General features: G+C 56.6%; 26 protein-coding genes. 8 read left to right on the top strand and 18 right to left on the bottom strand.

All coding sequences use genetic code 11. The features are described from left to right. Nucleotides 1–1,195 precede the first annotated feature (1,195 nt). Together acuI and acuR are read right to left on the bottom strand one after the other, a co-directional pair. A complete protein-coding gene (gene acuI, locus ACSMDR_RS03590) occupies nt 1,196–2,179 on the bottom strand; it encodes an acrylyl-CoA reductase (NADPH) (protein WP_436467052.1) in 984 nt (327 codons plus the stop codon). A gap of 49 nt (nt 2,180–2,228) precedes the next feature. Next, nucleotides 2,229–2,864, bottom strand: coding sequence for an acrylate utilization transcriptional regulator AcuR (acuR, locus tag ACSMDR_RS03585; protein ID WP_436467050.1), 636 nt, complete (start codon nt 2,862–2,864; stop codon nt 2,229–2,231). An 878-nt stretch (nt 2,865–3,742) separates the two neighbouring features. On the opposite strand from acuR, the gene ACSMDR_RS03580 reads away from it, so the two are divergent. The 3 genes from ACSMDR_RS03580 to ACSMDR_RS03570 all read left to right on the top strand — a co-directional run bounded on the left by ACSMDR_RS03580 (nt 3,743) and on the right by ACSMDR_RS03570 (nt 6,746). After that, nucleotides 3,743–4,267: a phosphatase PAP2 family protein gene (locus ACSMDR_RS03580; RefSeq protein WP_436467049.1), complete on the top strand. Its 525-nt coding sequence runs from the start codon at nt 3,743–3,745 to the stop codon at nt 4,265–4,267. Nucleotides 4,268–4,496: 229 nt separating this feature from the next. Further along, entirely contained in the window at nt 4,497–5,093 is a 597-nt protein-coding gene (locus ACSMDR_RS03575; protein WP_436467048.1) for a cytochrome b/b6 domain-containing protein, read from the top strand. A gap of 39 nt (nt 5,094–5,132) precedes the next feature. Further along, the gene (locus ACSMDR_RS03570; protein ID WP_436467047.1) at nt 5,133–6,746 is read left to right on the top strand and encodes a phosphoethanolamine transferase; all 1,614 of its coding nucleotides are present in this window, start codon (nt 5,133–5,135) and stop codon (nt 6,744–6,746) included. A gap of 66 nt (nt 6,747–6,812) precedes the next feature. Here the strand turns inward: ACSMDR_RS03570 and ACSMDR_RS03565 are convergent, their stop codons facing one another. The 4 genes from ACSMDR_RS03565 to ACSMDR_RS03550 form a co-directional block, all read right to left on the bottom strand. Beyond that, complete coding sequence (locus tag ACSMDR_RS03565) at nt 6,813–7,061, bottom strand: GlsB/YeaQ/YmgE family stress response membrane protein (RefSeq protein ID WP_005895165.1); 249 nt, start codon at nt 7,059–7,061, stop codon at nt 6,813–6,815. A gap of 119 nt (nt 7,062–7,180) precedes the next feature. Continuing rightward, nucleotides 7,181–7,918 (bottom strand): UDP-2,3-diacylglucosamine diphosphatase, encoded by a 738-nt coding sequence (gene lpxH, locus ACSMDR_RS03560; protein WP_005895168.1) that lies wholly within the window; start codon nt 7,916–7,918, stop codon nt 7,181–7,183. Between the two features lie 72 nt (nt 7,919–7,990). Then, complete coding sequence (locus ACSMDR_RS03555) at nt 7,991–8,629, bottom strand: DUF4269 domain-containing protein (RefSeq protein WP_436467046.1); 639 nt, start codon at nt 8,627–8,629, stop codon at nt 7,991–7,993. Continuing rightward, nucleotides 8,619–9,116, bottom strand: coding sequence for a peptidylprolyl isomerase (locus tag ACSMDR_RS03550; protein WP_005895174.1), 498 nt, complete (start codon nt 9,114–9,116; stop codon nt 8,619–8,621). The genes ACSMDR_RS03555 and ACSMDR_RS03550 overlap by 11 nt, the downstream gene beginning before the upstream one ends. Before the next feature lie 352 nt (nt 9,117–9,468). Between ACSMDR_RS03550 and cysS the strand changes: the two genes are divergently transcribed. Further along, nucleotides 9,469–10,842, top strand: coding sequence for a cysteine--tRNA ligase (gene cysS / locus ACSMDR_RS03545; protein ID WP_436467045.1), 1,374 nt, complete (start codon nt 9,469–9,471; stop codon nt 10,840–10,842). Nucleotides 10,843–11,513: 671 nt separating this feature from the next. On the opposite strand, the gene ACSMDR_RS03540 is transcribed toward cysS, so the two are convergent. From ACSMDR_RS03540 to ACSMDR_RS03530, 3 genes are all read right to left on the bottom strand, one after another. Further along, nucleotides 11,514–12,746 carry an ATP-binding protein gene (locus tag ACSMDR_RS03540; RefSeq protein ID WP_436468189.1) on the bottom strand — a complete coding sequence of 411 codons (1,233 nt, stop codon included), beginning with the start codon at nt 12,744–12,746 and terminating at the stop codon, nt 11,514–11,516. 180 nt (nt 12,747–12,926) lie between these two features. After that, nucleotides 12,927–13,433, bottom strand: a complete 507-nt coding sequence (locus ACSMDR_RS03535) for a helicase HerA domain-containing protein (RefSeq protein WP_436467044.1) — start codon at nt 13,431–13,433, stop codon at nt 12,927–12,929. A gap of 380 nt (nt 13,434–13,813) precedes the next feature. Next, on the bottom strand, nt 13,814–14,599 hold the full coding sequence (locus ACSMDR_RS03530; RefSeq protein WP_436467043.1) for a hypothetical protein: 786 nt from the start codon (nt 14,597–14,599) through the stop codon (nt 13,814–13,816). Nucleotides 14,600–15,551: 952 nt separating this feature from the next. Here ACSMDR_RS03530 and ACSMDR_RS03525 point away from each other — a divergent pair. After that, nucleotides 15,552–15,824 (top strand): hypothetical protein, encoded by a 273-nt coding sequence (locus ACSMDR_RS03525; protein WP_436467042.1) that lies wholly within the window; start codon nt 15,552–15,554, stop codon nt 15,822–15,824. Between the two features lie 101 nt (nt 15,825–15,925). Here ACSMDR_RS03525 and ACSMDR_RS03520 read toward each other — a convergent pair whose 3' ends face one another. From ACSMDR_RS03520 to ACSMDR_RS03490, 7 genes are all read right to left on the bottom strand, one after another. Continuing rightward, a complete protein-coding gene (locus tag ACSMDR_RS03520; protein WP_436467041.1) occupies nt 15,926–16,201 on the bottom strand; it encodes a hypothetical protein in 276 nt (91 codons plus the stop codon). A 609-nt stretch (nt 16,202–16,810) separates the two neighbouring features. Continuing rightward, on the bottom strand, nt 16,811–17,572 hold the full coding sequence (locus ACSMDR_RS03515) for a substrate-binding periplasmic protein (RefSeq protein WP_436467040.1): 762 nt from the start codon (nt 17,570–17,572) through the stop codon (nt 16,811–16,813). Nucleotides 17,573–17,656: 84 nt separating this feature from the next. Beyond that, entirely contained in the window at nt 17,657–18,157 is a 501-nt protein-coding gene (locus tag ACSMDR_RS03510) for a GDYXXLXY domain-containing protein (RefSeq protein ID WP_436467039.1), read from the bottom strand. Further along, on the bottom strand, nt 18,154–19,164 hold the full coding sequence (locus tag ACSMDR_RS03505; protein WP_436467038.1) for a DUF4401 domain-containing protein: 1,011 nt from the start codon (nt 19,162–19,164) through the stop codon (nt 18,154–18,156). Before ACSMDR_RS03505 ends, ACSMDR_RS03510 begins: the two co-directional genes overlap by 4 nt. Nucleotides 19,165–19,211: 47 nt before the next feature. Beyond that, nucleotides 19,212–20,159: a DUF2157 domain-containing protein gene (locus ACSMDR_RS03500; RefSeq protein WP_436467037.1), complete on the bottom strand. Its 948-nt coding sequence runs from the start codon at nt 20,157–20,159 to the stop codon at nt 19,212–19,214. Nucleotides 20,160–20,375: 216 nt separating this feature from the next. Beyond that, on the bottom strand, nt 20,376–20,936 hold the full coding sequence (locus ACSMDR_RS03495; RefSeq protein WP_005895210.1) for a TMEM165/GDT1 family protein: 561 nt from the start codon (nt 20,934–20,936) through the stop codon (nt 20,376–20,378). Nucleotides 20,937–21,268: 332 nt separating this feature from the next. Beyond that, entirely contained in the window at nt 21,269–21,598 is a 330-nt protein-coding gene (locus tag ACSMDR_RS03490; protein WP_436467036.1) for a translation initiation factor, read from the bottom strand. Between the two features lie 132 nt (nt 21,599–21,730). Here ACSMDR_RS03490 and ACSMDR_RS03485 point away from each other — a divergent pair, with 132 nt between their 5' ends. The 3 genes from ACSMDR_RS03485 to ACSMDR_RS03475 are packed head-to-tail and all read left to right on the top strand — an operon-like array spanning nt 21,731 to nt 24,461. Then, complete coding sequence (locus ACSMDR_RS03485) at nt 21,731–21,958, top strand: FeoA family protein (protein ID WP_005895216.1); 228 nt, start codon at nt 21,731–21,733, stop codon at nt 21,956–21,958. Further along, nucleotides 21,955–24,222, top strand: coding sequence for a Fe(2+) transporter permease subunit FeoB (gene feoB / locus ACSMDR_RS03480; protein WP_005895219.1), 2,268 nt, complete (start codon nt 21,955–21,957; stop codon nt 24,220–24,222). The genes ACSMDR_RS03485 and feoB overlap by 4 nt, the downstream gene beginning before the upstream one ends. Further along, nucleotides 24,219–24,461: a FeoC-like transcriptional regulator gene (locus ACSMDR_RS03475; protein WP_436467035.1), complete on the top strand. Its 243-nt coding sequence runs from the start codon at nt 24,219–24,221 to the stop codon at nt 24,459–24,461. Before feoB ends, ACSMDR_RS03475 begins: the two co-directional genes overlap by 4 nt. Nucleotides 24,462–24,530: 69 nt before the next feature. Here ACSMDR_RS03475 and tapW read toward each other — a convergent pair whose 3' ends face one another. Further along, nucleotides 24,531–25,676 carry a type IVa pilus ATPase TapW gene (gene tapW, locus ACSMDR_RS03470; protein ID WP_005895225.1) on the bottom strand — a complete coding sequence of 382 codons (1,146 nt, stop codon included), beginning with the start codon at nt 25,674–25,676 and terminating at the stop codon, nt 24,531–24,533. Between the two features lie 57 nt (nt 25,677–25,733). Next, the gene (locus tag ACSMDR_RS03465; RefSeq protein WP_005895227.1) at nt 25,734–26,087 is read right to left on the bottom strand and encodes a DMT family protein; all 354 of its coding nucleotides are present in this window, start codon (nt 26,085–26,087) and stop codon (nt 25,734–25,736) included. Nucleotides 26,088–26,219: the final 132 nt, after the last annotated feature.

The following is a 26,219-nucleotide window of genomic DNA, read 5'->3' as shown; positions in this document are numbered from 1 at the left end:
ACCCTGATACGGCTACCTGCAGGTTAGAATCTGTCAGTGATGCCTGTGGAGCATCCCCTTCGTGGCAATTGCAACTGCGGTCACGCCTGAGTTGCTGAGATCAATTTTGGAGACGACTCCGCTGCCGGCGAATCGAACAGAATGATATCGCAAGCGGATAGGTCGGTAAAAACGGTGCTGGGTTGCCTAGGGGGTGAACAGTATGCCTGCCCCTTCGCGTGGCTGGTAGCGGCTGAGATCACATCATGGATCACCCGGCCATGGCGGAATCTATTGCCGGTTTTCAAAGGAGGCGTAATCCAGAGTTATGGCGAGCCTGTTGGACAGGTCAGAGCTGAAACCCTCGGCTATTACATTATGTGGCCCAATGACGAGACCAGTAAACTCGGGGGCTCGCGGCACACTGATGAGAAAATAGGTATTTGAACCATTCTCAATGCCAATCTGCCTGATATTGGAGATGCGGATAGTTTCTGGCCGCGGAGGCCGGGGCTAGGCTCCCGCACGGATGTGGGCCACCACATACCCTAGGTGTTCTCAGGTTCAGGTTGATAGCATCAACCTGATGCCACCAAAATAAGGCGCCGCCGTAGTCTGGGCGAGTATCGATGGGATGCAGTTTATCGCTGAACAGTTAGCTACTCATATTTCAAGCCATAGGTAACACCACGCCCTGTGAGCAAGATAGGCATCCATTTCGATAGATGTGTTGTTGCCATTAAGATCAAAGACTGACGAAGAAGGCTGGCGATAGCGGCCTTTTTGTTTTTTCCTCAGTGTTCACTTCTTATCCACACAGATTGATTCTGGCAGTTCGTCCAGCTCCACTTGGCGTTACTGGCGGTGACCCTGGTCGCTGAGGTCGTGGACTGCCTAGGGCACAGAGCCGACATTTATCTTGGTAGTTTCACATTCGCCGTTGAAAGGTATGCTTTTCCAAGTCCAAGTCCAAGTCCAAGTCCAAGTCCAAGTCGGGGCGCCATCAACGAATGCAATGAACTAAGGCCATTCAAGGAGGGCCTCAGGTTTTTCTGCTTATCGGTCCATATTGTGTTGGCCACTGCCGAGCCGAGCCGAGCCGAGCCGAGTAGGGGGATCAGACAAGTGAACGCCTCCTTGTGGCGTCAGGTCGAGAAGAGAGGATGGCGAAGTGGTTGAACACCCAGGCGGGGACGTTGCCCGCCTGGGGTTGGGATCAGCCTTGGATGTTGACCACTATCCGGCCGCGTACCTGACCCGCCAGGAAGGCGTCACCGTGCGCGACGGCCTGGGAGAGGGGGATTTCCTGGGTGAGGAGGTTGAGGCGCTCGATGTCGAGATCCTCGGCCAATCTGTCCCATGCTTGATGGCGCAGGGAGAGCGGGGCCATGACGCTGTCTATGCCACAAAGCGTCACGCCACGCAGAATGAAAGGCATCACGGTAGAGGGGAAGTCCATGCCGCCAGCCAGTCCGCATGCCGTCACGACGCCGCCGTAGCGGGTCGTCGCGCAGGCATTAGCCAGGGTGTGGCTGCCCACGGTGTCCACGACGCCAGCCCAGCGCTCCTTGCCAAGGGGGCGACCCGGTTCGGACAGCTCGCTGCGGTCGAGCACTTCTGCCGCGCCCAGTGACTTGAGGTAATCCGCTTCGGCGAGACGCCCGGTGGAGGCGACGACTCGGTAGCCCAGCTTGGCCAGCAGGGCAATGGCCACACTGCCAACGCCGCCATTGGCGCCAGTGACCAGAATGCTGCCATCTCCCGGAGTCACGCCGTGCTTTTCCAGCGCCAGTACGCAGAGCATGGCGGTATAACCGGCCGTGCCAATGGCCATGGCCTCCCGGGCACTGAAGCGAGGGGGCAGGGCAACCAGCCACTCTCCCTTGACCCTGGCTTGTTCGGCCAGCCCACCGCAATGGGTTTCACCGACTCCCCAGCCATTGAGTACCACCTTGTCGCCAGCCTGCCAATCGGGGTGGCTGCTCTCCAGTACTGTGCCCGCGAAGTCGATCCCCGGGATCATGGGGAACTTGCGTACCACCGGGGATGCCCCCGTCAGTGCCAGGCAGTCTTTGTAATTGAGCGATGACCACTCAACGGCCACAGTGACATCCCCCTCGGGCAACGTCTCCTGGGCGATGGCCTGGTAGGTGGCGCGATAGCCCGCCTCATCTTTCTCAATCAGGATACCCTTGAACATCTGTGTACTCCCTTAATTGGACTCGTTGGTTATTAATAAACGGTAAAAATCAGGTCGCTATCTTCATGAAAAATTGCAGGAAAGAGATCATGGGCTCGGTGCTCCTCACCAATCTTGCCCGCAGCACAGCCCCCTCCCAACCGATCCAGAACACATGAGCAAGGGCCGCGCAGTCGGTCTCTGCGGCCAGATCTCCCGTGGTCATGGCGTCCTTGAGCGATTGCGCGAGCAGCGCCTCCCAGGCGCAGAGGATCTGCTCGAGGCGCAGACGCAGTGCAGGTTCGAGCTGGACGACCTCTTGACCCAGGTTGCCGATGAGACAACCGCGTTTGAAATCAAACCTCTCCATACCCCGGCAGGCGCTATCGACGAAGGTTGCGAGCCTGGTCAGGGGGGGTTGGCTGCCATCCCCCAGATAGCGGGTCAGCTTGGCGCAGAAGTAGCGGTGATAAGCATCCATCACCGCCAGGGTGAACTCACTCTTGCTGGCAAAGTAGTGATAGAAGGAGCCTTTGGGGATCTGGGTGGATCTGAGCACCTCATCTATGGAGGTGGCACTGATGCCCCGCTCGGTCAGCAACTCCATGCCACGGCGGATCAGCAGGTCACGGGTGTCTGCATAGGATTGCCCGTGGAGGGCAGGGCGGCCACGGGGGCGGCGCGGAAGTGAGTCATTTGTTTGCATAGGGAGTTATTAGACGCCTCAACTAGAAATAGATCAAGCCGTAATAAACGTGTGGATATAGCCAGTGGAAGCGACAGCCTCGGGTTGTATGACAGGGGTCAGCTCTGGCTGGGCTGGGCATTAACGTGATGATCAGATGCCAGGCTCACCACGGCGGTCAGATCCCTTGCCGACTATCTGGTTTTGCACCATTCATTTAGCAAGCATTTGATTTTAAATGTTTTTATTTTTAATCGGCAGCGTAGCCGGACGATGTTCATCCCCTCATCGGCTCAATAGGGATGGAACATACCCGGCAGGAGGCGACCTATGGCCAATTGACATGCTGGACAGGCAGTGGGATGGCTGAGGCCTGGATGTATTTATTTGGGTCTTAAGTCTCCCTTAAGAATGCTTGAGCATAGTGAGTAGCATCAACAAGAAACACGGGCTGCCGACGATGACGCCAGACTTTCATCATACCGCTTGTGATAGCCCTCTTGCCGCAGGCTGCCGGGCTGATCAGATCCAGACAGCTGTTTCTGTTCGGATGCTGCCTGTCTCCTGGATCAAGGCTGCCTCAGGAGCACGGCCTGGTTGTCGATGGACGCCTTTGAACGCGATCGCCAGCCACTCTCATGGCGCCTCCGATATCCGCAAGATGCCGCCCATCCCCCAAGGTCCTCCACTCCTCATCCCTTGATCAGGTGCGAGCCTGGCCTGAAAACCTCTCAATAACGACCAGACGAGTCTCTACCCGGCTGCAGCCCGCTATTGGCCAGCGATATCGATCCCATCCGCAGGGCATGGCGACCAAGAACACAACATAGATGAAAATGGCCGGTTCAATGACGGAACCGCCAAGCCAACAAGGAATATCAAGGATAAAAAGAACAGTGATGATGCTGTGCCTTGGCGCCGCCCTGTGCCAAGGCGCCTGGGCCAGCAGTGCATTTGAAACCTATGGCGACATAGCCCAGTTTGCCATTCCCCTGGCCGCGCTCGGCATCTCCTGGTCCAAGGATGACTATGAAGGGATGCGTCAGCTCGGTTACTCGGCGGCCGCGACCGAAGGGACAGTGCTGATCCTGAAAAATACCGTTGATGCCACGCGCCCCAATGGCGGCGCCAAGAGCTTTCCTTCGGGCCATACGGCGCTGGCGTTCAGCGGCGCCAGCTATTTGCAACTTCGTTACGGTTGGCAGTACGGCGTACCGGCCATCATTGCCATCATTGCCGCCAGTGCCGTGGGCTGGTCACGGGTCGATGCCAAGCAGCACTACTGGCGTGACGTGATAGCCGGGGCGGCCATCGCCTCGGGGCTAAGCTATCTGATCACCACGCCCCAGCAGACCGAGCTTGCCCTGTTTCCGACCATGTTGCCCGATGGGGCGACCGGCATAGGTCTGAGTTATCGCTACTGATCTCAGGGAGGGCAGCCCTTGATTGGCGAGGGTGACGAAGATGCGAGCGGGCCTTAAGTTTTCCTTAAGTCTCATCCGGCATCATGGTTGCCGAGTCATCAGGACGCCAAGCCACCCTCAACGAGGTGCTATCTCCCATATTGTAAAAATATAATCATCAACTAGATGGCTTCAAATGTGCCCTATCCCCGTTGGTGGAGGGATCCGCTGACAAGGTATGGATGCTGTGATGAAACCTAATCAACTTGTGTTTGTGTGGGACGGGGTCGTGCGGCTCTTCCATTGGGCCACGGTACTGCTCTGCATGCTCAACTTCTTTGTGGTCAAGGAGGGCGGTCGCTATCACAGATACATTGGCTACACCCTGGCGGGTCTGCTGCTGATCAGGATCATCTGGGGATTTGTCGGGGGGCACTATGCCAGATTCGGGCAGTGGTGGCCGACCCCAACGCGGGTAAAGAGCTATCTGGCCGCCTTGAAGCGAGGGGAGCATCCATATTATCTGGGTCATAACCCAGGGGGCTCCTTGATGATCCTCATCATGCTGGTCGGGCTGATAGGGACAGTGGTGACCGGGCTCATGACCCGCTACGAGTCTATCTTTGGCGATGATCTGCTGGAGGAGATCCATGGTCTGTTCGCCAACGGTTTGCAGTTTGCCATTCTGATCCATGTGCTGGCCGTGGTCTTCACCGATCTATTGACCAAGGGGGATCTTATCCGTGCCATGGTGACGGGGTGCAAGCGGGTGCCGGAAGGGACCTTGTGTCAGGATGTCAAACCAGATGCGCCTAGCAAGGCCAATATAGATAATTCCAATAAATAACAATAACTAACTTGTTTTTTCAGGCAATCGGGACAATAAATGCAATTGAAATTTGGTGTTGTTAAGCTGGTATTGATATTGGCTTTCGCGTTCGCCTTTATCTTGAATTGGTCGATTTTGATCCACTTCTATACCATTTTATCCACCCTGGAGCACTTCAAGCTGGGCTTTGCCATCTCCATTCCGCTGGTATTGGTGGCAGCCCTGAATGTCGTGTTCATGCCCTTCTCGTTCAAGTATCTGCTCAAGCCCTTCTTTGTATTGATGTTTCTGCTCGGTTCCCTCGCCAGTTATGCGATGATCCGGTACCGGGTGCTGTTTGACTACGGAATGATCCAGAACATCTTCGAAACCAACCCCGAGGAGGCGAGCGCCTACCTCAACCCGACGCTGCTGTTCTGGTTGCTGCTGACCGGTGTGGTGCCTTCACTGCTGCTACTGCGCACTGAGATCATCTATCCGGCCAGCGGGTGGCGTGGTCTGGGGCAGCGACTGTTGTCGATGACCATCTCCCTGGTGCTGGTCGCCGGGGTGGCGGCACTTTACTACCAGGATTACGCCTCTGTGGGACGCAACAACCCCACCTTGAATCGCGAGATAGTGCCGGCCAACTTCGTCTATGGCACCTTCAAATATGTGAAAAATACCTATCTCACCAAGCGAGTACCCTTTGCCACCCTAGGTGAGGATGCCCGCCAGGTCGCCCGGGGTAACAAGCCGACCCTCCTGTTTCTGGTAATCGGGGAGACGGCGCGCAGCAGCAATTTTGCGCTCAATGGCTACGACAGGCCGACCAACCCCTTCACCGAGCAAGAACCCGGGCTGGTCTCTTTTCGCCATGTGAGTTCTTGCGGCACGGCAACCGCCGTGTCAGTGCCCTGCATGTTCTCGAACATGACCCGCAAGACCTTTGACGGCAGCAAGGCGAGCAATAGCGAAGGGCTGCTTGATGTGGTTCAGCACGCCGGGGTCTCCGTGTTTTGGAAGGAGAATGACGGCGGCTGCAAAGGGGTTTGCGATCGGGTGCCGAACATGGTGGCAGATCCCAAGCTAAATCCGGACTTCTGCCGTGGTGAGACCTGTTTCGACGAAGTGCTGCTCAAAAATCTCGATCAGGAGATAGCACAGATGAAGGAGGACAAACTGATAGGATTTCATCTCATCGGCAGCCATGGCCCCACCTATTATCTGCGTTATCCCGACGCACAGCGTTTCTTTACCCCGGATTGCCCCCGTAGCGACATAGAGAACTGCAGCAATGAAGAGCTGCTCAACACCTATGACAATACCATTCGCTATACCGACTATGTGGTTGCCAAGTTGATTGCCAAGCTCAAGCACTATGAGCAGGATTACAACGTGGGCCTGATCTATCTGTCCGATCATGGCGAGTCGCTCGGCGCCATGGGCCTCTATCTGCACGGTACCCCCTACAAGTTCGCACCGGACGATCAGACCAAGGTACCGATGTTGAGCTGGCTCTCGCCGGGATTCCTGGCTCACAAGGGGATCGACATGGGGTGCCTCAAGCAAGCCGCGGCCAGCAAACGCTACTCCCAGGACAACCTGTTCCACTCGGTGCTGGGGCTGCTCGGCATCAGCACCAGAGTCTACGATCCCGTGCTGGACATCTTCGCCACCTGCCGCCGTTGAGCACAGTGACCTGCCAATAAAAAGGGCGCCCCGGGGCGCCCTTTTTACCTGCCATAGCCTGTCGGCTCAGTTGGCCATCTTCTTGTAGACAAAGAGCACCAGCAGCGCGCCGACCACGGCGATGACCAGGCTGGGGAGGTTGAAGCCAGTCACAGTGCCCATGCCGAGCAGGGTGCTGACGTAGCCCCCGACCATGGCACCGACCACCCCCAGTACCACCGTCATGATAAAACCGCCGCCATCTTTGCCCGGCATGATCCACTTGGCCAGTATGCCCACGATCAGACCCAGCACAATCCAGGAGAAGAATCCCATGACAAAATCCTCATCAATGTTTGGAAGTGAGACTATAGGCCCAAATGTCACCTGATCACAGCTCCCCAGCGGGGCATGAGCCAGCAATCGTCGGACTCATGGGCCGTTAACAGCTTAGATCATGGGGTTTGATGTGGCAGGGAGCGCTGTTCGAGATGCTGGCCACTGGGCTTGCACACCAGGATAGATCCCTGCTCGAACCAGTCTCCCAGCACGATGCGGCGGGCGCTGCGTTTGCCGAGGCGAAAATCGTGAATGGCGGGCCTGTGGGTGTGACCGTGGATCAGCAACTGGCAGTCGTGGGCCTTCATCATGTCCGCGACGGCTTGCTCGGTGACATCCATGATGGTCTGGGGCTTATGGCTGTTTTGCTGCTGGCTCTGGCCCCGCAGCTTGCCCGCTATCTTGCGTCTGCGCGCCAGGGGCAGGCGCAGGAAGAGCCAACGTAGCCACGACAGCTGGGTGATGCGGCGAAACTTCTGATAATCGAGATCCTCGGTGCAGAGCAGATCGCCGTGGCTGAGCAGGGTACGGGTACCGTAGAGATCGATGATGCAGGGATCGGGCAGCAGCATCATGCCAGCCCGTTTGGCAAAGCCCTTGCCGAGCAAGAAATCGCGATTGCCGTGGATGAAATAGAGCGGCACACCGCGTTTGCTCAGGGCCAGGAAGGCATCGGCCACCTGGTTGTGGAGCGGGCAGGGATCGTCGTCGCCAATCCAGAACTCGAACAGATCGCCGAGTACATAAAGGGCATCGGCCCCCGGTGCCTCCTGTTGCAGAAACTGGATCAGGGCCGCCGTCATGTCGGGGCGGGCGCTGCAAAGATGAAGATCGCTGATAAAGAGGGTGCTCATGGGGCCCTATTGGTGAAGGTCATGGCGAAATGCCGGGTAAAGGATTGAAAAAGGAGTGTCAGCTCCCGGGTATCAAGGCGAGGGCCAGTGTAACAAGCCAAGGTCACTCCCTTCCAGCGCCAGCAACCCTTGATAGGGATCGCCCGGCAGCGCCAGCAGCTGACAGATGGCCGCTTCCCCCTTGAGCCCCTGCGCCAATCGCAGCGCCAGCACGGCGCGGTAGAAGTCGATGCCCAAGTGCTCAAGCAGCGCCGCCATCAGGCTGAGATGACGCCAACCGTGCAAAGATTCGATGGGCCGGGGCGTGACATAGAGCTCGATGGGCCAGGATTGGCCGTCTGGGCCGATGAGGTGCTGCTCCAGCAGCCAGATGTCGCGGCCTTTGTCCCGGCCATGCCAGCCCTGTGCGGCGAGGCGGGTGGCAAGGCTGGCCGGCTCCGGATGCTGGCAAATCACATCGAGGTCGCTGCCGGGCCTGTCCAGACCGATGGTCAGGGTGCTGACCAGGGCCACGTCTTGGCAGATGGTCTGCAAGGCTGGCCAGAGGCCACGTTCGGCCAGCAGGGCATGGGCCGATCGCTGGCGGTCATTGCCGAGCGCCAGATAATCGATGCGGCGCCAGTCAGCGCCAGATTGGCCGCGCGCAGATGGAAAAACTGCGGCCAAAGCCGCAGTGATGTCATCGCGCAAAAGGCAGCAATCAGTCAGCAAGGGTGACCTTGGTGATGACCACATCTTCTACCGGCACGTCTTGATGCATACGGCCGGAGTTGCCGGTCTTGACGCCCTTGATCTTGTTGACCACGTCCATGCCGGCGGTCACTTCACCAAATACGCAGTAGCCAAAGCCCTGGGTGGTGGCGGATTTGAAATCGAGGAAGTCGTTGTTGCTGACGTTGATGAAGAACTGGGCGCTGGCGGAGTGCGGCTCGGAGGTGCGGGCCATGGCGATGGTGCCGACCTTGTTGGACAGACCGTTGGCCGCTTCGTTCTTGATGGGGGCGCGAGTCTCTTTCTCGTCAAAACCGGCGGCGTAGCCACCGCCCTGGATCATGAAGCCGTCGATGACGCGATGGAAGATGGTGTTGTCGTAGTGACCATCACGGCAATATTGCAGGAAGTTGGCCACGGTTTGGGGGGCTTTTTCGGCGTTCAGGGTGAGGGTGATGTCGCCGTGGTTGGTGTGCAGAGTAACCATGATATGTCCTTTATTCTGTCGGGTGAAACATTGGGCATGTGACCGGGCCCGGAGGCAGTCACAGGCAAGCTTTCATCTAGGGGCAAAAATAGTGGCCGCAATTCTAGCCTATCGCAGCCCCCGGGCAAAGCCGCAAGGGCGCTCTCATCGCACAAGCCTGCGTCAATCTTGGGGGCGCGCCCAGGCCATATGCTCCTTTTGGCCGGTTCTTCGCCGACATGGCCGTCAATTGGCGAAAAAGCAGGCTGAACGGGGCAAAAAGGCCAGGCGCGCGCCGGGCCTCGGCTCGTTTTCTGACGGGGATGCGGTTAGAATGGCAGGCCATTTCACTCACAGGCAGTGGTTCTCATCGATGCTGAAGATATACAACACACTCACTCGTCAAAAAGAAGAATTCAAACCCATCCACACCGGCAAGGTGGGCATGTATGTGTGTGGTGTCACCATCTATGATCACTGTCACATCGGCCATGGCCGCACCTTCGTCGCCTTCGACGTGGTGGCCCGCTACCTGCGTTACTGCGGCTATGAACTCAACTACGTGCGCAACGTCACCGACGTGGACGACAAGATCATCAAGCGCGCCGCCGAGACCCAGGTCACCTGTGACGATCTCACCGAGCGCCTGATCGGCGACATGCACGCCGATTTCGACGCCCTCGGCATGGTGCGCCCGGACGTAGAGCCGCGCGCCACCCAGCACATCCCCGAAATCATCGACATGGTCGAAGCACTGATCGCCCGCGATCACGCCTACGTGGCGGACAACGGCGACGTCATGTTCATCGTCGAGTCCTATGCCGACTACGGTAAGCTCTCGGGCCAGGATCTGGAGCAGCTGCAGGCCGGCGCCCGGGTCGATGTGGTCGAAGCCAAGCGCAACCCCCTGGACTTCGTGCTGTGGAAGATGTCAAAGCCCGGCGAGCCGACCTGGGAGAGCCCCTGGGGCCCGGGTCGTCCCGGCTGGCACATCGAGTGCTCCGCCATGAACTCCAAGCACCTTGGCAACCATTTCGACATCCATGGCGGCGGCTCTGACTTGCAGTTCCCCCACCACGAGAACGAGATCGCCCAGTCCTGCTGCGCCCACGAAGGGGAGTACGTCAACACCTGGATGCACAGCGGCATGGTGATGGTGGACAAAGAGAAGATGTCCAAGTCCCTCGGCAACTTCTTCACCATCCGCGACGTCCTGACCCATTTTGATGCCGAAACCGTGCGCTACTTCCTGATGTCCGGCCACTACCGCAGCCAGCTCAACTACTCGGAAGACAACTTGAAGCAGGCCCGCGCAGCTCTGGAGCGGATGTACACCGCCCTGCGCGACCTGCCTGCCGCCGCCGCCGGTGGTGACGAGCAGGTGGCCCGCTTCAAAGATGCCATGGACGATGACTTCAACACCCCGGAAGCTTACTCCGCCCTGTTCGACCTGGTGCGCGAGATCAACCGCCAGAAGGCCGAAGACATCAATGTCGCCGCAGGCCTAGGTGCCCGCCTGCGGGAACTCGGCGCCGTGCTCGGCATTCTGCAACAAGACCCGGAAGCCTTCTTGAAGGGTGGCGAAGCGGACGACGAAGTGGCCGAGATAGAGCAGCTGATCGCCGCGCGCAATCAGGCCCGTGCCGACAAGAACTGGGCCGCGGCGGATGCCGCCCGAAATCGTCTCACCGAGATGGGAATCGTGCTGGAAGACAGCGCCGGCAAAACCAGCTGGCGCCGTGCCTGAGGCCGCTTGTCCTGTTGGTGCCAACCGGTTGACCCAATAAAAAACCGCAGCCTCAGGGCTGCGGTTTTTGTTTGGGCGAGGGCTTTGCCCTCGAAGGGGTTTCGCCGCCGCTGCGCGGCTTGGCGAGTGATTTTGGAAAGACCCGCTCTCTTTGGCAAATAACACCAAAAGTCTTCTCCCCCAGTAAACCGCCCGCTTCGCGGGTTCCCTCCTCTCGTCCAACGGGTCGGACGGAGCGCCGCAGACGGCACTTTGGCCTACGCCATCCCTGGCTTCGGCCAAAGCCCGCTTCGAACCTCCCTGTTCTCGCGCCAAATCGGGGTCGAGCTGTGCTCGCCCTGATCCGATTTGGCCCATATGCCGACTGCGGCTGCGCCATCATCCCTGATGGCGCTCCTGACCCGTTGGACTCGACTCGGCGGCTTGCAGGGGGAACCAATACCGTGCCCGCGCGTGGTTTAGTTATCATCTTGAGTTGAGCGCCTTTTTTCCCTTACTAGGGAAAGCATCGAGCAAATAGAACATCGGTTTGAGAGGAAGACTGTCGGAAGAAGATAAACAGCAGCTTTGAGTGCAACTATCTATTTCAGATGATCAATTTCGACATCAAATAAATAGTTGAAAATCAAACCAATCTCAACTTTTACTAAAAACATATTACCTTAAAATATCTAATCGGCCCACAGCTCTTCTATATTAACATCTTCACTGTCAGGTTGTTTTTCCTTTTCTAGCTCATCTACCTGTAATAGCATAGGTAAATCAAAGGCTGTTCCTGTAGCAACACAGCACCCCCTCGATAAATTTGGAATCATGTTTCTAGACATGTTATCAAGAGTGCTTATTGTATTGTCTATTAAAAACAGATCTCTTTCATTAACTAGCCGATGAATAAAGAAATTGTGGATTTGAGACACTATTGTTGGTGATATATCTGCTGGTCTCTGGCTTGAAAGTGTCAAAAAAAAACCAAATTTACGACCTTCCTTAATTATTTCTTCAAAGGTTTCTAGGCGATAGTCTTTCCAGCTTTCACTCTCTCTCGTTGATTGCTGAGACAAAATGTTATGAGCCTCATCAATAATAAGATGAATGGTTCTATCTGGTGGGTTACTCACAGCTATCTTATGTGGGTTGTAAAAGTGCTTTGCTATAAGGAGTGGGAGTACTTTTTTGATATCTTGGTTGCACTTCCGTAGTGATATTACAGTCACGGGTTTATTCGGTGGTGGAGCATCTGTAACATGAATTACTTTAGATAAATTTAATAATGAAGAATCTACGCGTTTTAATAATGGTTGTATAAAATCAAATTGTACATAGCCGCTGATAAGATCTCGTATTAACTGTATATGACATCTGATATTAAACTTGTCCAGTTCGCTTAGGTTGTTTGGAATTGTAATTGAGTTGACATCACCTTCAAGTTTATTTCTATAGGTGAGACCATTGGCATTAAAAAAAGAGTCGTTTGGAATGTGAAATGCCTTGCTTGAACTATGATAGGATATATTACGTAATTTCCTCCGAATTATGTCGTTCCCGATTATATTGGTAATTTCACGCATGAGGTCTAATAGTTCTGGGTGTGGCGCTGTAGCAGTGAAAACTTTCTCATAGGTTTTTTTGATATAGTTCAAAAAGTTATCATCAGTATCATATCGCAATTGTCCATTTACAATTCTATTGATAAATGGTCTCTGAGTGTTTGGTGTGGCTTGAAAAAGCAAGCTTAGTGTATCTGTATCCCAAAATTCCGATTTTGCTAATGGGAACGAGTTTTCTTTATTGCGAGTGTTGAGTTGATAGATAGTCTTATACTTTTCAGCAGTAAGTTGGCCATTCGTATATTCACCATTGAAATCAATGACTATGAACTGGCTCTTGCCTTTAATGTTTTTTATCTTCTTATCAAATAATGTAGTGTAAATGTTTGTGAGAGTGTTTGATTTTCCGCTACCCGTATTTCAAAAATTCCTATGTGAGAGTTGAATAACTTTTTCCACGGGAGTGAAATGGCTGATAGTCCTTTTCAATAAGTTGGCCATTTATATTCACCATTGAAATCAATGACTAAATGTTTTTTATGTAGTGTAAATGTTTGTGAGAGTGTTTGATTTTCCGCTACCCGTATTTCCAAAAATTCCTATGTGAGAGTTGAATAACTTTTTCCACGGGAGTGAAATAGGGAGTTCTTCTTTTAACAGCCTACCTATAATAAAGTCACCATTTGATTTTCCATAAATGTCAGGAAGTTTGTTCTCTTCAAGTAGAAATACGGGATCTTTAATTAATGGTAGGTGTTTAATACCTTCAATAAATTGATCATTTTCAAAGTAACCAATAGGTTTTAGATCAACAATCCTAATATGGTGGTGCTCATTGTCTATCTTGCTCTCGTCAAGATATTCACCTTCGACGATGCAAATTATTTTTTTAAAACCACGCTCAATTTGAACGAACTCTCTTATCGATATGCCTTTATATTTAGTGCCATCATAAAACAGCAAGTCTTTGTTAGAGTTTTCAAAAACGCGAATAGATATTTTAACGCCCCTAACAGCTACTACCTCACCTACCAAAATTGACATAAACTGCCTCGCTAATTTGGGGTTTTTAATATATCGCTGTTGAATGCGTCAAAGTTAAGGTAAGTATCGTGCTTGACTAATTTAACGTTGTTGAATCCCTTAAAAATCTTACTCATATATGTTAAAGATATATCATCAAAACAGCAGATGTACATCGTCAGAGTCTTGTTTCCTAATGAACGTTTTACGAGGTTTGTTATGTGTTCATCCGCAAATGAAAATCCAAAAGCGATTAAAGTGGAATCATACTTTTCTAGCTCGTAGCTCATTAACCTAAGCATTTGATAATAGTGCTCATCAAATACTGTTTCATGGAATTTCCACTTTGTTGGATTCACGATAGGGAGTTTTTTATTTCTGTATATAAAACCAGAATTCATTTAGACCAGAATTATTTCTGTGAAATTGGCATCGAAAACGATTCTATCAAAATCCTCTCGTACAGATTCTGTATTATTTAAAATCTCACCCAGTTTCGTTATTTTATCTGTTATAGGAACAAAGAAGTTTTCTGGAAATTTACATTTTTTATCCTCATAGTTGACTAATATTTTGCCATCACTTAATGTCCAAAATGCAGAGCCATGAAGATGGATTATATTTACTTGTGGAATTTCAAAGCTGTTTTTTCCAAATATACCTTTTTTTATCAAGGATGTATCAAAGTTACAAGCATCTATGAACTTTCTACGAAATCCTTTTGAGCCATCATTTAGATTAAAATCTAGATCTGAAAAATCTAAAATGAGCTCCTCATAAGCATCAGCAAAGCAAGCATCATAGTTAGTAGTAAAAATATTTACCTTATTCTGAGATTTGTTTTTGGATGCGACCAATTTTAAGTTTTTAAGTAACTTCTTATAGTTTTCTATAATTTTCATTTTGGCAACATCATCAGGGACATCACATTCTGAACCGAACTTAGTATATTGGATGTCAAATGTTATTACCGGGTGAATGCAGTTGATATAATAATGCATGAATAGCAAAGTTTTTAAGTTTGTTTTTTTAGTATCTTCAAAATATTTACCAAGTGTTTCTATTGTTTCGCTTTTCATTTTTGTTGCAAGGGTCGGGAATAGCCCAAAAGATGCGCCTGAACCTATTAAAAAATTGATATTGTTTTGCCAAATATCATTAATGTTGATCTCTTTTATTTGTTCCATATGTTTGTTCTTTTATGTGATATGAAAGGAAGTTATATCTGAGACTATATGATTATTTTGTAAGGGGCGTAGGTTCGACTAGCGAAGCGTAATCGGATGTTAGAAAAAATAAGGTATTTTCACAGCCGAATAGCTCACTTTCGGGTCTTCAATATAAAGCTATTTCCCGATAAATATGTGAGATGTTGGCTTCTGTACTTATATGCATTTTTCACCTATTCAACTATGTCGATTTTACTTGTTGCATAAGCACGACAATCAGGTTCCGTCATGGGGTGGTTCAGAGATAACAACCTTCCCGATCTTTGCCCCAAATAGATAGGGGGCTGTTAGCCGGCCTCGGTACTGCGGGTTGGGTGTTGCCCCCTGTTGTTCGCCGAGGTGAGCCTGTTTGTCCAGGCCGCGAGGCAGGACGCCGAGCGAGCGCCGCTGGGCCAAGGATGGCCCATCGGCGCGTGCCGTCGGACAAACGGGTGAACCGAGGGAACCCGACGCAGGAGGGCTAACAAGTGGGGGAGAAGACTTTTGGTGACTTTGGGTCTTTCCAAAGTCACTCGCCAAGCCGCGCAGCGGCGGCGAAACCCCGTCGAGGGCAGCGCCCTCGTGTCCTGCATGGCGCAGCCATGCCAATCAGGCTAGCGACCCCTCACCCTAACCCTCTCCCACAAGGGGAGAGGGGATTGTTGCCGCGGACGATTACGCTTCGCTAATCGACCCTACACGCTTATTGGCACCCTACCTTGCTCCCGCAAGGGGAGAGGGAATTGTTACCGTGGTGCAATGCGCTCCGCTTATTGGCACCCTACGTGCGTATTTCCCCCAACGCCGAAGGGGAGGGGGAACTCTCCCGTTGCTTGGAGCCTTATCCCCCTGATGCTAGGATGCTCAACTCCATCCAGAGCGAGCCCAATCAACCATGGCAAACCAGTCAGTAAGCAGTAACAACAAAATTATGCAGGCAGGGCGCTGGCTCGCGGCGAAAGTGACCACCCTCTTTGCGGGGCTCTGTGAGTTCCAGCAGCGCATCTGGGTGGTCAGCATCATCAAGGATGCCTACACAGACACCTTTATCGTCAATGAAGACAGCTTCGAGGAGCCGATGCAGTGGATGCTCCGCAAGGGCTACAGCGCCGACTTGCTGCAACGGGTCAATGAGATGCGGCGCTCCCAGGTGATCCAGCTTGAGCTCGGGGATGTCAGCCATCGCCTGATGCGGGTCAAATAACCCCGCTGGGAGGCTCGTTTCGCCAACCCGGCAGCGGATGCCTTGGGCGGACAAGTACGCCCTTTCCCCCATGGTCCCGCGATGAGGGCCCGCGACACAGCTTATTTCAGCTTTGTTCTCTCTCCCTTCAAGGCCCCGGCATAGATGCAGAACGCCGAGTTGTAGTCGTTATAGGCAATGGCGTAATTAAAATCGCAAAAGTAGGCCGGGTGCTTGGTCGCAATGGCATCCCCAGCCTTGCACTGCGCCTGCATGTTCTCCACCAGTGAATCACTGTTCTCCCCCAGACACGCCTTACCCGTGGGCTTGTCGTCGCCGCAGGCCGTCAGCAGGGTACAGAGGGCGATGCCCATCAAGGGTTTGAGTAGGTAATGCATGTTGATCCTGATCTGGTGAGATGAATGCATTGGCGCAATGGAGGTGCCATGCGCTTCGCTGATTGGCCCCCTGGTTTGCCGCCGACTTGGCACTCTATGCGATACAAGGACGCTGGGTATTGCGCGGGGCGCCTGGTGCCATGCGTTTGGCTGATCGGCGCCTTGCGGCGTGGGGGCTGCATCCGCCAAACACGCTACCGCCCCTGGCTTGTCGCTGCCACAGTGCGCTGACCCTGGATAAAAAGAGGGCCAACAGGCACCCATGGCCATTTTATGGATCCCGCGAGGCAGGAGTCACGGCATTGCGGCGATCCCGGCCGGAAATAACTGGTTTTCTTGCGCTGCTTCAAACTTCGGGCCATCCAGGTCCCTTTCTATCTCGCAAGCCGGGGTGGCCTGAGGGGAAAATCGTTGGCTGAACGGCCCAGTGGCGAGTGCCAATGCGACCATGGATGAGGGGGCGGGCAGGGGCTGGTTGAAGGCGAAAGATGACGACATGTCGTGCGGTGCAAGGCGAGGGGGCTCGGGGGGCACGTCAGGGGCAATCCTGGTCGGCGACATGGGAGGCTGTGAGCCGCGACCTCTGGCGAGGCCGCGCTGAAGAAGGGATCAGGGGGCGGGGAAGTACTTGCGCTGGATCTGCTGAAATTCGCTGCTGGCCAACACTTGGGTCAGGCCATTTTGGAAGGTCTTGACCACCGCATCATCGACCCCCTGGCTAAAGGCGTAGCAGAACTGCTCCGAGCTCAGCACCCAGCGCACCTGATAGCGGGCCGGATCCGCGCCCGGGCTGCTCAGCAGACTCATGACGGTGGTCTTGTTGGTCGACACCAGATCGACCCGGCCCGAGTCGAGCATTTTGATGGCCTGACCCAGGCGGTTGGCACTCATCACCTTCTGTTCGTCAAAGCCGTTGTTGAGCAGCAGCTGCTCCCCCACATCGGCCCGCACCGCCCCTATGTTGTACTGCTGGGCATCTTCAAGCTTGTTGATGATGATCGCGCGCCGGGTCAGACCCAGCAAGACGATCTCGGCGTAGCCGATGGGGCAGGCCCATTTGAACAGCGGATCCCGCGCCTCGGTGCGGGCGGTGGAGAAGAGCACCACATTGGGTTTCTGGGTCAGCAGGTAGTAACCCCGGGCCCAGGGCATGATGGCGATAGGCTGGGGCGGCGTTGCGGTCTGTTGCCAGACCCGTTGCAGCAGTTCGACCGCGAGGCCCGCAGGCTGGCCCGTCTCATCTAGGTAGTTGTAGGGGCGGTACTCTTCGCTCAAGTAATGCAGGCCCGCCAGCGGCGTGGCGGCCCAGGCCGGTGCGGCGAGCATGGCAACGATCAACGGCAGACTGAATGTGGGGGTCCATGCTCTCATGCGGCCTTCTCCTGTACGCCCGGGTCAACCTTGAGTGTCGCCAACTAGCAGGATTTCGCCAGCCATGGCCCCTCGCCATGGGGCTCACCAGCGGCCGCGGGTCGCTCCCAGCGGGCGCAACTGCGCATCGCGCAAACCTAGCAACAGGCTGCTGCCATCGGGTTGCAGGCGAAACTCGCCATAGGCCGCCCCGGCCAGCACCTCCCCTTGTCCCTCCTCGAAGAAGTAGGCGTTTGGCCCGACTTTGACGCTGCCCTCCCGATGAACGAGGTTGAGCAGCCGTTCGTCCGGCGCCAGTTTCCCAACCTCCCCGTGCGGCTGCCAGTGGGCCACGCCTTGGTTGTCTAGCCGGATCACCAGCTGGCTGCTGCCCGCCGGTTGCAGTGGGTGAGCCTGGGCCCATTGGCGGGCTATCTCGTAGTTGAGCCGCATATAGTCGCCCTGCATCAGGGAGCGGGGATCCACAGGGGCCAGACGCAGCAACACGGGTTCGCCGCTGTCGATGGCATGCTCGAAACGCCAGACCTGGGCGTTGACGCCCAGCAAGATGGCGAGGCCACAGAGCAAGATGGCGAGGGTTTTCATGAGTGTCTCCCAAGACGCAGCAACAGGGTGCGCACCAGCAAGAGGGCGGTGCCAGAGCCGAGCAGCAGCCAGGATTTGGTCATCAGCGGCAGCGCCAGATCGTAGTAATAGAGAGAGCCGAAACCGAGCAGCAGCAGGGTGGCCAGGGTCATCATGCCCAGACTCCCGGCATAGAAGCCGAGCAGGAGTACCAGGGCGCCCGCCCCCATGCCGGGGATCAGGGCCGCCAGCAGCACCAGGGGCAGGGCAAAGAGGCCCTGGCGGCGAGGCAGCTTCAGGTGGTGGAGCAGGGCGAGCAGCAGGGCCGCGCACAGCAGCGGGTTGAGCCAATGGGGCAGGCGCGACTGCCCCAGCTCCTCAAGCACGTTGGTCTCGTCAAACAGCGGCTGATGCAAGCGCCCAAGCAGGATCAAGGAGAGGGCCAGGCCAAAGGCCATGGCCTCGAACCGTTCATGCTGATGAGGGCGGCGCTGTGCCCAGAGCCAGCAGGCGCAGAGCAGCCCCATCACCAGCGGCAAGGCCAGGATCTGCAAACCGAGGCAGGCGAGCGCCAGGGTCAGCAGCAGGGCGGCGGCCAGGGTGTGAAACAGCCGGATCAGCCAGTGTTCAAAGCAGAAGGCGATGGCGAATGCCAACCCCGAGAGCCCGGCCCAGGCGCCAACAGCGTGCACGTCCATCCGATCGATCAGGCCATAGAGCAGCCAGGCATCCGCCGCCAGGGTCAGGGCCAGCACGAACTGATCCCAGAGATCGCCGCTGCGGGCACTGCGGTTGAGCAACAGGGCCATGGCAAGCAGCGTCGCGCCAAGGGCCAGGGCATGATCCGGGCTGTCTATCACATCGCCAACGCTCAAAAAGAGGAAAAACAGCAAGAAGAGGGCGGCGAGCCAGCCAACCACCCCCAGCATGAAGCGATTGGCCCAGTGGGGCTCGTTATCCCGGGGTTCATCCCCCTCGACCAGCTTGGCCGAGCGCAGGATCTGCCAGAGTTCAGGCTGTGAGGACATAGGGGCTCCGGCAAGCTAGGAAAACGGCACGGGCCGAGGCCCCCTGGTTACTGATTGGCAGCATGGTGACCTCTTTGTTGTTGCAGCCAGCGGCTCGCGGCCACCGACAGGCCAATGGCGATGAGGCTAAGCAGCAAGAAGCCATTCACATCCGGCTCCATCCATTTGCCGAGTGCCGCCAGCAAGACGACGATGACGCTGAGGCATCCCATGGCGAGCCCGGTGATGAAGCTGTGGTGCCAGCAGCCATAGGCGGCGCCGAGCCAGAGTAGCCAGACCGGCCAAATCCAGGCAGAGGCGGCGTCGAACAGGGCAAGCAGGGCGAGCAGGGTGACCCCAAGCCCGGCCATCAGCGCGGGCAGATAAGCGGGCATCACCTTGTAGCGGGCAGGCAAGCCCCAGAGCAGCCCCCAGAGCAGGGCGTTGAGCAGGGTGAGGCACCAGGCCAGCCCCTCCTCATCGAAGGAGAAGATCAAGGCGAACAGACCGAGTCGCCAGTAGAGCACCAGGGCGAGCTGGGCCAGTAGCCAGCTGAAGGTCCAGAGCAGAGGACTCTTGCCGAGCAGGGCCCAGGGCAGCAGCAGCATGGCCCAGAGCGCAAACAGCTGCCAGGGATCGGCCCCGGTCTGATAGGTCTGGCCAACCAGGGCGAGCAGGGCGCCGAGATTGAGGGCGCACAAGCAGAGCAGCCCCTGACGGGCACCGTCACTGAGCCGGACGCGCCACAGCACCAGCATCATGGCGAGCAGGGGCAGCTCGACCAGGCCCAGGCGCGGCAGTCGCCCCAATGCCTGCCAGTTGAAGGCGACAAAGAAGATGAGACCGGCGCCAAGGCAGAGGCAACCGAGCAGCAGCAAGAGGCGGTCGAACAATCCCTGCCAGCGTGCGGGGGCGGGGGGCAAGTCGGCCAGACGGAGGGCCTCGGGCAGCTGTGCTGGTGCGAGGTGGCCTCGCTTGACCCAGTCGAGCAGGGGACGGCGGGAGTGGCGGTGCATGGCATGGCTCCGAATAAAGTGCCCCATTATGGCATAGGGCAGGGGCGCCAGCACCCGTCAGGGAGGGGCAAGCAGGGATAGGGGGTGAGCGAGGTTGGAGTGCTGGCTCTGCCTGTATGGCAAGGGCAGGCTGGCCCCTGAAAAACCCAGGCCCCATCACAAGTGACGGGGCCTGACTCCATTCATGCAAGGGCGACTTGGGGTGGCCTTCGGCTATCAGGCGGTGACAATGAGAGTGCTGATCCCCAGAATGATAAACAGGATGGCGCAGCCAATCCGGATGCTTTTGAGTGGCAGCTTGTCGGCGCCGAGCTTGCCGAGCAACACCACGGGCACGTTGGCCAGCATCATGCCGAGGGTGGTGCCGGTGATGACTTGCACGAGCGAGTCATATTTGGCCGCCAGCAACACTGTGGCTATCTGGGTTTTGTCGCCAATCTCGGCGATAAAGAAGAGCACGAAGGTGGCGAGGAAGGGGCCGTATTTGTCGAGCTTGCTATCTTCATCATCCATCTTGTCCGGCACCAAAATCCAGACCGCCATGGCGATAAAGGCTCCCGCAACCAGATAGGTCATCAGTTTGGGGTCGAGCCAGCGACTGATCATCTCACCAATCCAGGCGGCACCCGCATGGTTGAGCAGGGTCGCGGCAAACATGCCGGCAATGATGGGCCAGGGCTTGCGAAAGCGACAGATCAGCAGGAGTGCGAGCAGTTGGGTCTTATCGCCTATTTCGGCGACGGCCACGCTCAGGGTGGAGGTTAACAGGGCTTCCATAAAGATACCGGGGGACGGAATTGTTATAAACCAAAGACAAGCCTGCGCCATCCGTCCCCGGTATTGGCACTGGCCCGTCAAAGGTCTTGTCAAATCCGGCATTGCTCGTTGCGGATCACGCTGACCATGGTGAGTTTGCACCAAGTATGTTGATCAGAGTCTGCGGGCTTTTTAGCCCGTCAGCGACTACTCCCCCTCGATGGGAGCGGGCATTCTAGGAAAGATGCCCGCTAATTACAAGAGGTTGGCCAAGGTGGGTGCCTGAGGAGGGCGACTGGCTGGCAAAGCGCACATCCGGCGCTCTGCTATCGGGAAACCTGTGAGTCTCGGCCTTAGCCGCCGACCTGCTTGACGGTGAAGCCCGCCTTTTCCAGCTCGCTGCGGATGAGATCGCGCTTGTCGCCCTGGATCTCGATGATCCCCTCCTTCAAGCCGCCGCCGGTACCGCACTTTCTCTTGAGCAAAGTGGCAATGGTTTTTTGCTGTCCCTCCGGGACCCCATGAATGGTGATGACGCCGGCGCCCTTGCGCCCCTTGGTCTCGCGGCGAATACGCACCACGCCATCGGCGGGGAAGGGGGAGGCCGGGCTGGCCTGGGTGCTGGGGGCGATGACGCCGCCGTCCGTGCTGAAAACCAGACGGCTGTTGTTGTCCTGATGCATGGTGAACTCTGCAACTAGCTAAGCGAAGTTTGATTTTACGCAAATTATTGCGCAGGTCACAGCTTATAATGGCCACAGAAAAGAGAATTGTTCTTGTTTAGACTCATCACAGTTTCTACCTAGGGGTTGGCCATGGTTCTCACGCAGTTATCACCGGGGCAGAGCGCTCGCATCAAAGATTTGAATGCACTCGATCGCAGCCTGCGCCGCAAGCTGATGGTGATGGGGCTCCTGCCTCAATCGGAGGTGACCCTGCTGCGTTTTGCTCCCCTGGGAGATCCGCTTCAGGTTCAGTGCCAGGGCATCTGCCTCTCGGTGCAAAAGAGTCTGGCCAATCAGATTGAGGTGGAGTCCCTATGAGCGTCAACCTGGTCACAGTGGGCAATCCCAACAGCGGCAAGACCTCGCTGTTCAATGCCCTCACCGGCGCCCGTCAGCAGGTGGGCAACTGGAGCGGGGTCACGGTCGACAAGAAGATGGGTAGCTTTAGCGCAGGGGAGCAGGATTATCGGCTGACCGACTTGCCCGGCATCTATAGCCTGGCGGCGCAAGATGCCAGCCTGGATGAGCAGATTGCCAGTCGTTTCGTGCAGGGCCAGCGCCCGGACTTGTTGCTCAACGTCATCGATGCCGCCAGCCTGGAGCGCTCCCTCTATCTGACCTTGCAACTGCGTGAGCTGGGCCTGCCCATGCTGGTGGTGCTCAACAAGATGGATCTGCTGGAAAAACGGCGCATCACCGTTGACGAGACGCTGCTCAGTGCCCGGCTCGGCTGCCCCGTGGTGTCGCTTTCGGCCCACAACCCGGGTCAGGTGCGGGCCCTCAAGGCCCGCCTCGATGATTTCATCGGCGTGCCCCAGACGGCGCTGCATCTCGATTACGGCCAGGGCCTGGAGGCGGACATCGCCGAACTGGAGAGCCTGCTTGCCCCCCATCCTCTGGCGAGCCGTGGCCGGGCCCTGCGCCTGCTCGAAGAAGATCCCGTGATGGCAGAGACCCTGCTGCCCGGTCAGCAAACGGCGGCTGCCAACCTGGTGAGCCGTGCCCAGCGCCAGCAGGATATCGACTTGCAGCTGGCGGACGTGCGTTACGGCCACATTCACCTATGGTGTCAGCAGGCCTGCCAGCAGCGGGGCAAGCTCAACGCCGCCCAGAGCGAATGGCTGGATCGGGTGCTGCTCAATCGCTGGATAGGCATCCCTTTCTTCCTGCTGGTGATGTATCTGATGTTCATGTTCGCCATCAAGGTGGGCAGCGCCTTCATCGACTTCTTCGACATCCTGGGCGGCGCCCTGTTCGTCGATGGGGTTCATCATCTGCTGGGGCTACTCGATGCCCCCGAGTGGCTAGGTGCCATAGTGGCGGACGGCTTTGGCGCCGGTCTGCAGACGGTGGCGACCTTCATCCCCGTCATCGGCTGTCTCTATCTGTTTCTCGCCGTGCTGGAGAGTTCGGGCTATCTGGCCCGGGCCGCCTTCGTGGTCGATGCCCTGATGCGCCGTCTCGGCCTGCCCGGCAAGGCGTTCGTCCCCATGCTGATGGGCTTTGGTTGTACCGTGCCTGCGGTGATGGCGACCCGCACCCTCAACTCCGAGCGTGAACGGCTGATGACGTCGGCCATGGCTCCCTTCATGTCGTGCGGGGCCCGCTTGCCGGTCTATGCCTTGTTCGCGGTGGCTTTCTTCCCAGAATCTGGCCAGAACCTGGTGTTCGGTCTCTATCTTGTCGGCATTCTGGTTGCCGTGCTCACCGGCCTCTTGCTGCGTAGCACCCTCTTGCCCGGCAAGAGTGACTCCATGTTGATGGAGATGCCTGATTACGAGCTGCCCCGCCCCATCAACGTGGGGATCAAAACCTGGCAGAAGCTTAAATCCTTCGTGCTGGGCGCCGGTAAAACCATAGTGCTGGTGGTGGCGGTGCTGAGCGTGCTCAACTCCCTGGGCACGGATGGCAGCTTCGGCCATCAGGATCAGGAGAGCTCGGTGCTGAGCAAGGTGAGCCAAGGCGTGACGCCGCTGCTGCACCCCATCGGGATCCGCGAGGATAACTGGCAGGCCACGGTCGGCATCGTCACCGGTATCTTCGCCAAGGAGGCCGTGGTCGGCACCCTCAACAGCCTCTATGGGGGAGGCGAACAGGCCGCCGGTGCCGAGTACGATCTGTGGCAGAGTGTGCAAGATGCGTTGGCCAGCATCCCCGCCAATCTGGCGGCCATCAACCCGGCCGATCCCCTCGGCATAGACATCGGCGATGTCGGGGATGCCAGCGTCGCGGCGGCGGAGCAAGAGGTGAGCCTCTCCACCTACGGCAACATGCAGGCTCACTTCGACGGGGCGGCGGGTGCCTTTGCCTACCTGCTGTTCATCCTGCTCTACATGCCATGCGCCGCCGCCATGGGCGCGCTGGTGCGCGAAACCGGTCGCCCCTGGGCTATCTACACCGCGCTCTGGTGCAACTACATGGCCTTCATGGGCGCCACGCTCTTCTATCAGGGGGCCAACTTCGCCCGTCATCCCCAGCAGAGCCTGGCCTGGATTGGTTTTTATCTCGGCTCCCTGGCGCTGCTCTGGTGGCTGGGGCGCAGGCGCGGTGACATAGTGAGTCGCCGGGTGGTGGCACTGTGATACTGCATGAATTGGGAGATTATCTGGCCCGGGAGCACAGGGCCAGCCGTCAGGATCTGGCCCGTCACTTCCACACCTCGGAAGATGCCATCGAGGCCATGCTCGGGGTCTGGATGCGCAAGGGACGCGTCATCAAGCAGGAGAGCCAGCTGTGTGGCGGCAGTTGCTGCGGCAAACAGCAGCTGGTGATGTTCGAATGGTGCGAGCCGGGTCGCATTGGTCTGGTACAACGCGGCTAGCCGCGACAATTCCCCTGTTATGCAAGAACCCGCCAGCGGCGGGTTCTTTTTGATGGGATGGCGTCTGTGTCAGGTCCAGTCCAGCTCGTCCTTGTCATCCTTGCCGGGCTCCAGGCTCCAACCGCTGGCGTCGCTGCTGTTGGCAATCTGGCCCTTGTCACGCCACAACTTTATCTTGAGGCGCAGGTTCGTTTGCGAATCCGCATTCTTGACCGCCTCCTCTTCGCCTATTACCCCTTCCACCACCAGATCGAACAGCGCCTCGTCGAAGGTGACCATGCCAAGGGTGCGGGATTTCTCCATTACCTCCTTGAGGCCGCCAAACTCGCCGCGCTTGATCATGTCGCGAATGGTGTGGGTACCGAGCATGATCTCCACCGCCGCCCGGCGTCCGCCATCCGTGGTTTTCACCAGGCGCTGGGAGACGAAGGCCTTGAGGTTGTTGCCCAAGTCGTTGAGCAGTTGCGGGCGGCGTTCCTCGGGGAAGAAGTTGATGATGCGATCCAGCGCCTGGTTGGCGTTGTTGGCGTGCAGGGTGGAGATGGCCAGGTGGCCGGTCTCCGAGAAGGCCAGGGCATGCTCCATGGTCTCGCGGTCACGGATCTCGCCAATGAGGATCACGTCCGGAGCCTGACGCAGGGTATTTTTCAGGGCCGCATGGAAGCTGCGGGTATCCACACCCACTTCGCGCTGGTTGATGATGCTTTTGCGGTGGCGGTGCACATATTCCACCGGATCCTCGATGGTGATTATGTGGCCGCCGCTGTTGCGATTGCGATGGTCGATCAGCGCCGCCAGCGAGGTGGATTTGCCCGAGCCGGTGCCGCCGACGAAGAGCACCAGACCCCGTTTTTCCATGATGGTCTCGAGCAGCACAGGGGGCAGCTTGAGGTCCTCGAAGCGGGGGATCTCGGTCTTGATGTTGCGCGCGACCAGCGAGACCTCGTTGCGCTGCTTGAAGATGTTGACGCGAAAGCGGCCAATCTGGGGCAGGGAGATGGCAAGGTTCATCTCCAGCTCCTTGTCGAACTGCTGCTTCTGCTCAAGGTCCATGATGTCGGCGGCGATGGCGGCCACCTCGCCCGGGGCGAGAGGGGCCTCGCTGAGGGTGCGCAACACCCCCTGAAACTTGGCGCTGGGGGGCGCGCCGGTGGAGAGGTAGAGGTCGGAGCCATCCTGGCTCGCCAATAGCTTCAGCATCTCGTGCAGATCCATGACTCGTCTCGCTTAGCCGTCAATGATGTGTGTAATCAAACAGATTGTATCCGGTTATCAACTCATGAGTTTCTCGCGAAACACAAAAAAGACCGCCCCCATGATGCAGAGCCCGGCCCAGAGGTAGTCCCACTTGAGATCCTCCTTGAGATAGAAGACCGAGAAAGGCACGAAGATGGTGAGGGTGATCACCTCCTGCAAGATCTTGAGTTGGCCCACATTGAGTACCGTGTGGCCGATGCGGTTGGCGGGTACCTGAAACAGGTATTCAAGCAGGGCGATGCCCCAGCTCACCAGGGCGGCGATGATCCAGGGCTTGTGGTTCATCTCCTTGAGGTGGGCATACCAGGCGAAGGTCATGAAGACATTGCTGCAGATTAACAGTCCGATGCTGGCCAGAATAGGGTTCATGAATGGCTCCTTGGCATAAGGGGTTGGTTGCATACTGGCGTTTTTGCGCTGACGAATATGCCATGCCTGAGTGGCTCCATCGCGCAATGGCGCCTGTTATATCTCAGCCGAGTCATATCCATAAAGCCCTCT

Origin of the sequence: Aeromonas molluscorum, from assembly GCF_051376105.1 — a bacterium.
In the GTDB taxonomy this organism is placed as follows: domain Bacteria; phylum Pseudomonadota; class Gammaproteobacteria; order Enterobacterales; family Aeromonadaceae; genus Aeromonas; species Aeromonas molluscorum.
Note: the sequence above shows the minus strand (reverse complement) of the source record. Positions and strands in the feature narration are given on the sequence as shown.

Excerpts from the sequence above, each read along its gene's own strand:
- ACSMDR_RS03505 (WP_436467038.1), bottom strand. The coding sequence starts at position 19,164 with ATGTCCTCACAGCCTGAACTCTGGCAGATCCTGCGCTCGGCCAAGCTG.
- ACSMDR_RS03550 (WP_005895174.1), bottom strand. The coding sequence starts at position 9,116 with ATGGTTACTCTGCACACCAACCACGGCGACATCACCCTCACCCTGAAC.
- tapW (WP_005895225.1), bottom strand. The coding sequence starts at position 25,676 with ATGGATCTGCACGAGATGCTGAAGCTATTGGCGAGCCAGGATGGCTCC.
- ACSMDR_RS03520 (WP_436467041.1), bottom strand. The coding sequence starts at position 16,201 with ATGCATTACCTACTCAAACCCTTGATGGGCATCGCCCTCTGTACCCTG.
- cysS (WP_436467045.1), top strand. The coding sequence starts at position 9,469 with ATGCTGAAGATATACAACACACTCACTCGTCAAAAAGAAGAATTCAAA.
- ACSMDR_RS03500 (WP_436467037.1), bottom strand. The coding sequence starts at position 20,159 with ATGCACCGCCACTCCCGCCGTCCCCTGCTCGACTGGGTCAAGCGAGGC.
- ACSMDR_RS03515 (WP_436467040.1), bottom strand. The coding sequence starts at position 17,572 with ATGAGAGCATGGACCCCCACATTCAGTCTGCCGTTGATCGTTGCCATG.
- ACSMDR_RS03535 (WP_436467044.1), bottom strand. The coding sequence starts at position 13,433 with ATGTCAATTTTGGTAGGTGAGGTAGTAGCTGTTAGGGGCGTTAAAATA.
- ACSMDR_RS03510 (WP_436467039.1), bottom strand. The coding sequence starts at position 18,157 with ATGAAAACCCTCGCCATCTTGCTCTGTGGCCTCGCCATCTTGCTGGGC.
- ACSMDR_RS03490 (WP_436467036.1), bottom strand. The coding sequence starts at position 21,598 with ATGCATCAGGACAACAACAGCCGTCTGGTTTTCAGCACGGACGGCGGC.
- ACSMDR_RS03530 (WP_436467043.1), bottom strand. The coding sequence starts at position 14,599 with ATGGAACAAATAAAAGAGATCAACATTAATGATATTTGGCAAAACAAT.
- ACSMDR_RS03570 (WP_436467047.1), top strand. The coding sequence starts at position 5,133 with ATGCAATTGAAATTTGGTGTTGTTAAGCTGGTATTGATATTGGCTTTC.
- ACSMDR_RS03575 (WP_436467048.1), top strand. The coding sequence starts at position 4,497 with ATGAAACCTAATCAACTTGTGTTTGTGTGGGACGGGGTCGTGCGGCTC.
- ACSMDR_RS03525 (WP_436467042.1), top strand. The coding sequence starts at position 15,552 with ATGCAGGCAGGGCGCTGGCTCGCGGCGAAAGTGACCACCCTCTTTGCG.
- feoB (WP_005895219.1), top strand. The coding sequence starts at position 21,955 with ATGAGCGTCAACCTGGTCACAGTGGGCAATCCCAACAGCGGCAAGACC.
- acuI (WP_436467052.1), bottom strand. The coding sequence starts at position 2,179 with ATGTTCAAGGGTATCCTGATTGAGAAAGATGAGGCGGGCTATCGCGCC.
- ACSMDR_RS03580 (WP_436467049.1), top strand. The coding sequence starts at position 3,743 with ATGATGCTGTGCCTTGGCGCCGCCCTGTGCCAAGGCGCCTGGGCCAGC.
- acuR (WP_436467050.1), bottom strand. The coding sequence starts at position 2,864 with ATGCAAACAAATGACTCACTTCCGCGCCGCCCCCGTGGCCGCCCTGCC.
- ACSMDR_RS03465 (WP_005895227.1), bottom strand. The coding sequence starts at position 26,087 with ATGAACCCTATTCTGGCCAGCATCGGACTGTTAATCTGCAGCAATGTC.
- ACSMDR_RS03485 (WP_005895216.1), top strand. The coding sequence starts at position 21,731 with ATGGTTCTCACGCAGTTATCACCGGGGCAGAGCGCTCGCATCAAAGAT.
- ACSMDR_RS03495 (WP_005895210.1), bottom strand. The coding sequence starts at position 20,936 with ATGGAAGCCCTGTTAACCTCCACCCTGAGCGTGGCCGTCGCCGAAATA.
- ACSMDR_RS03565 (WP_005895165.1), bottom strand. The coding sequence starts at position 7,061 with ATGGGATTCTTCTCCTGGATTGTGCTGGGTCTGATCGTGGGCATACTG.
- lpxH (WP_005895168.1), bottom strand. The coding sequence starts at position 7,918 with ATGAGCACCCTCTTTATCAGCGATCTTCATCTTTGCAGCGCCCGCCCC.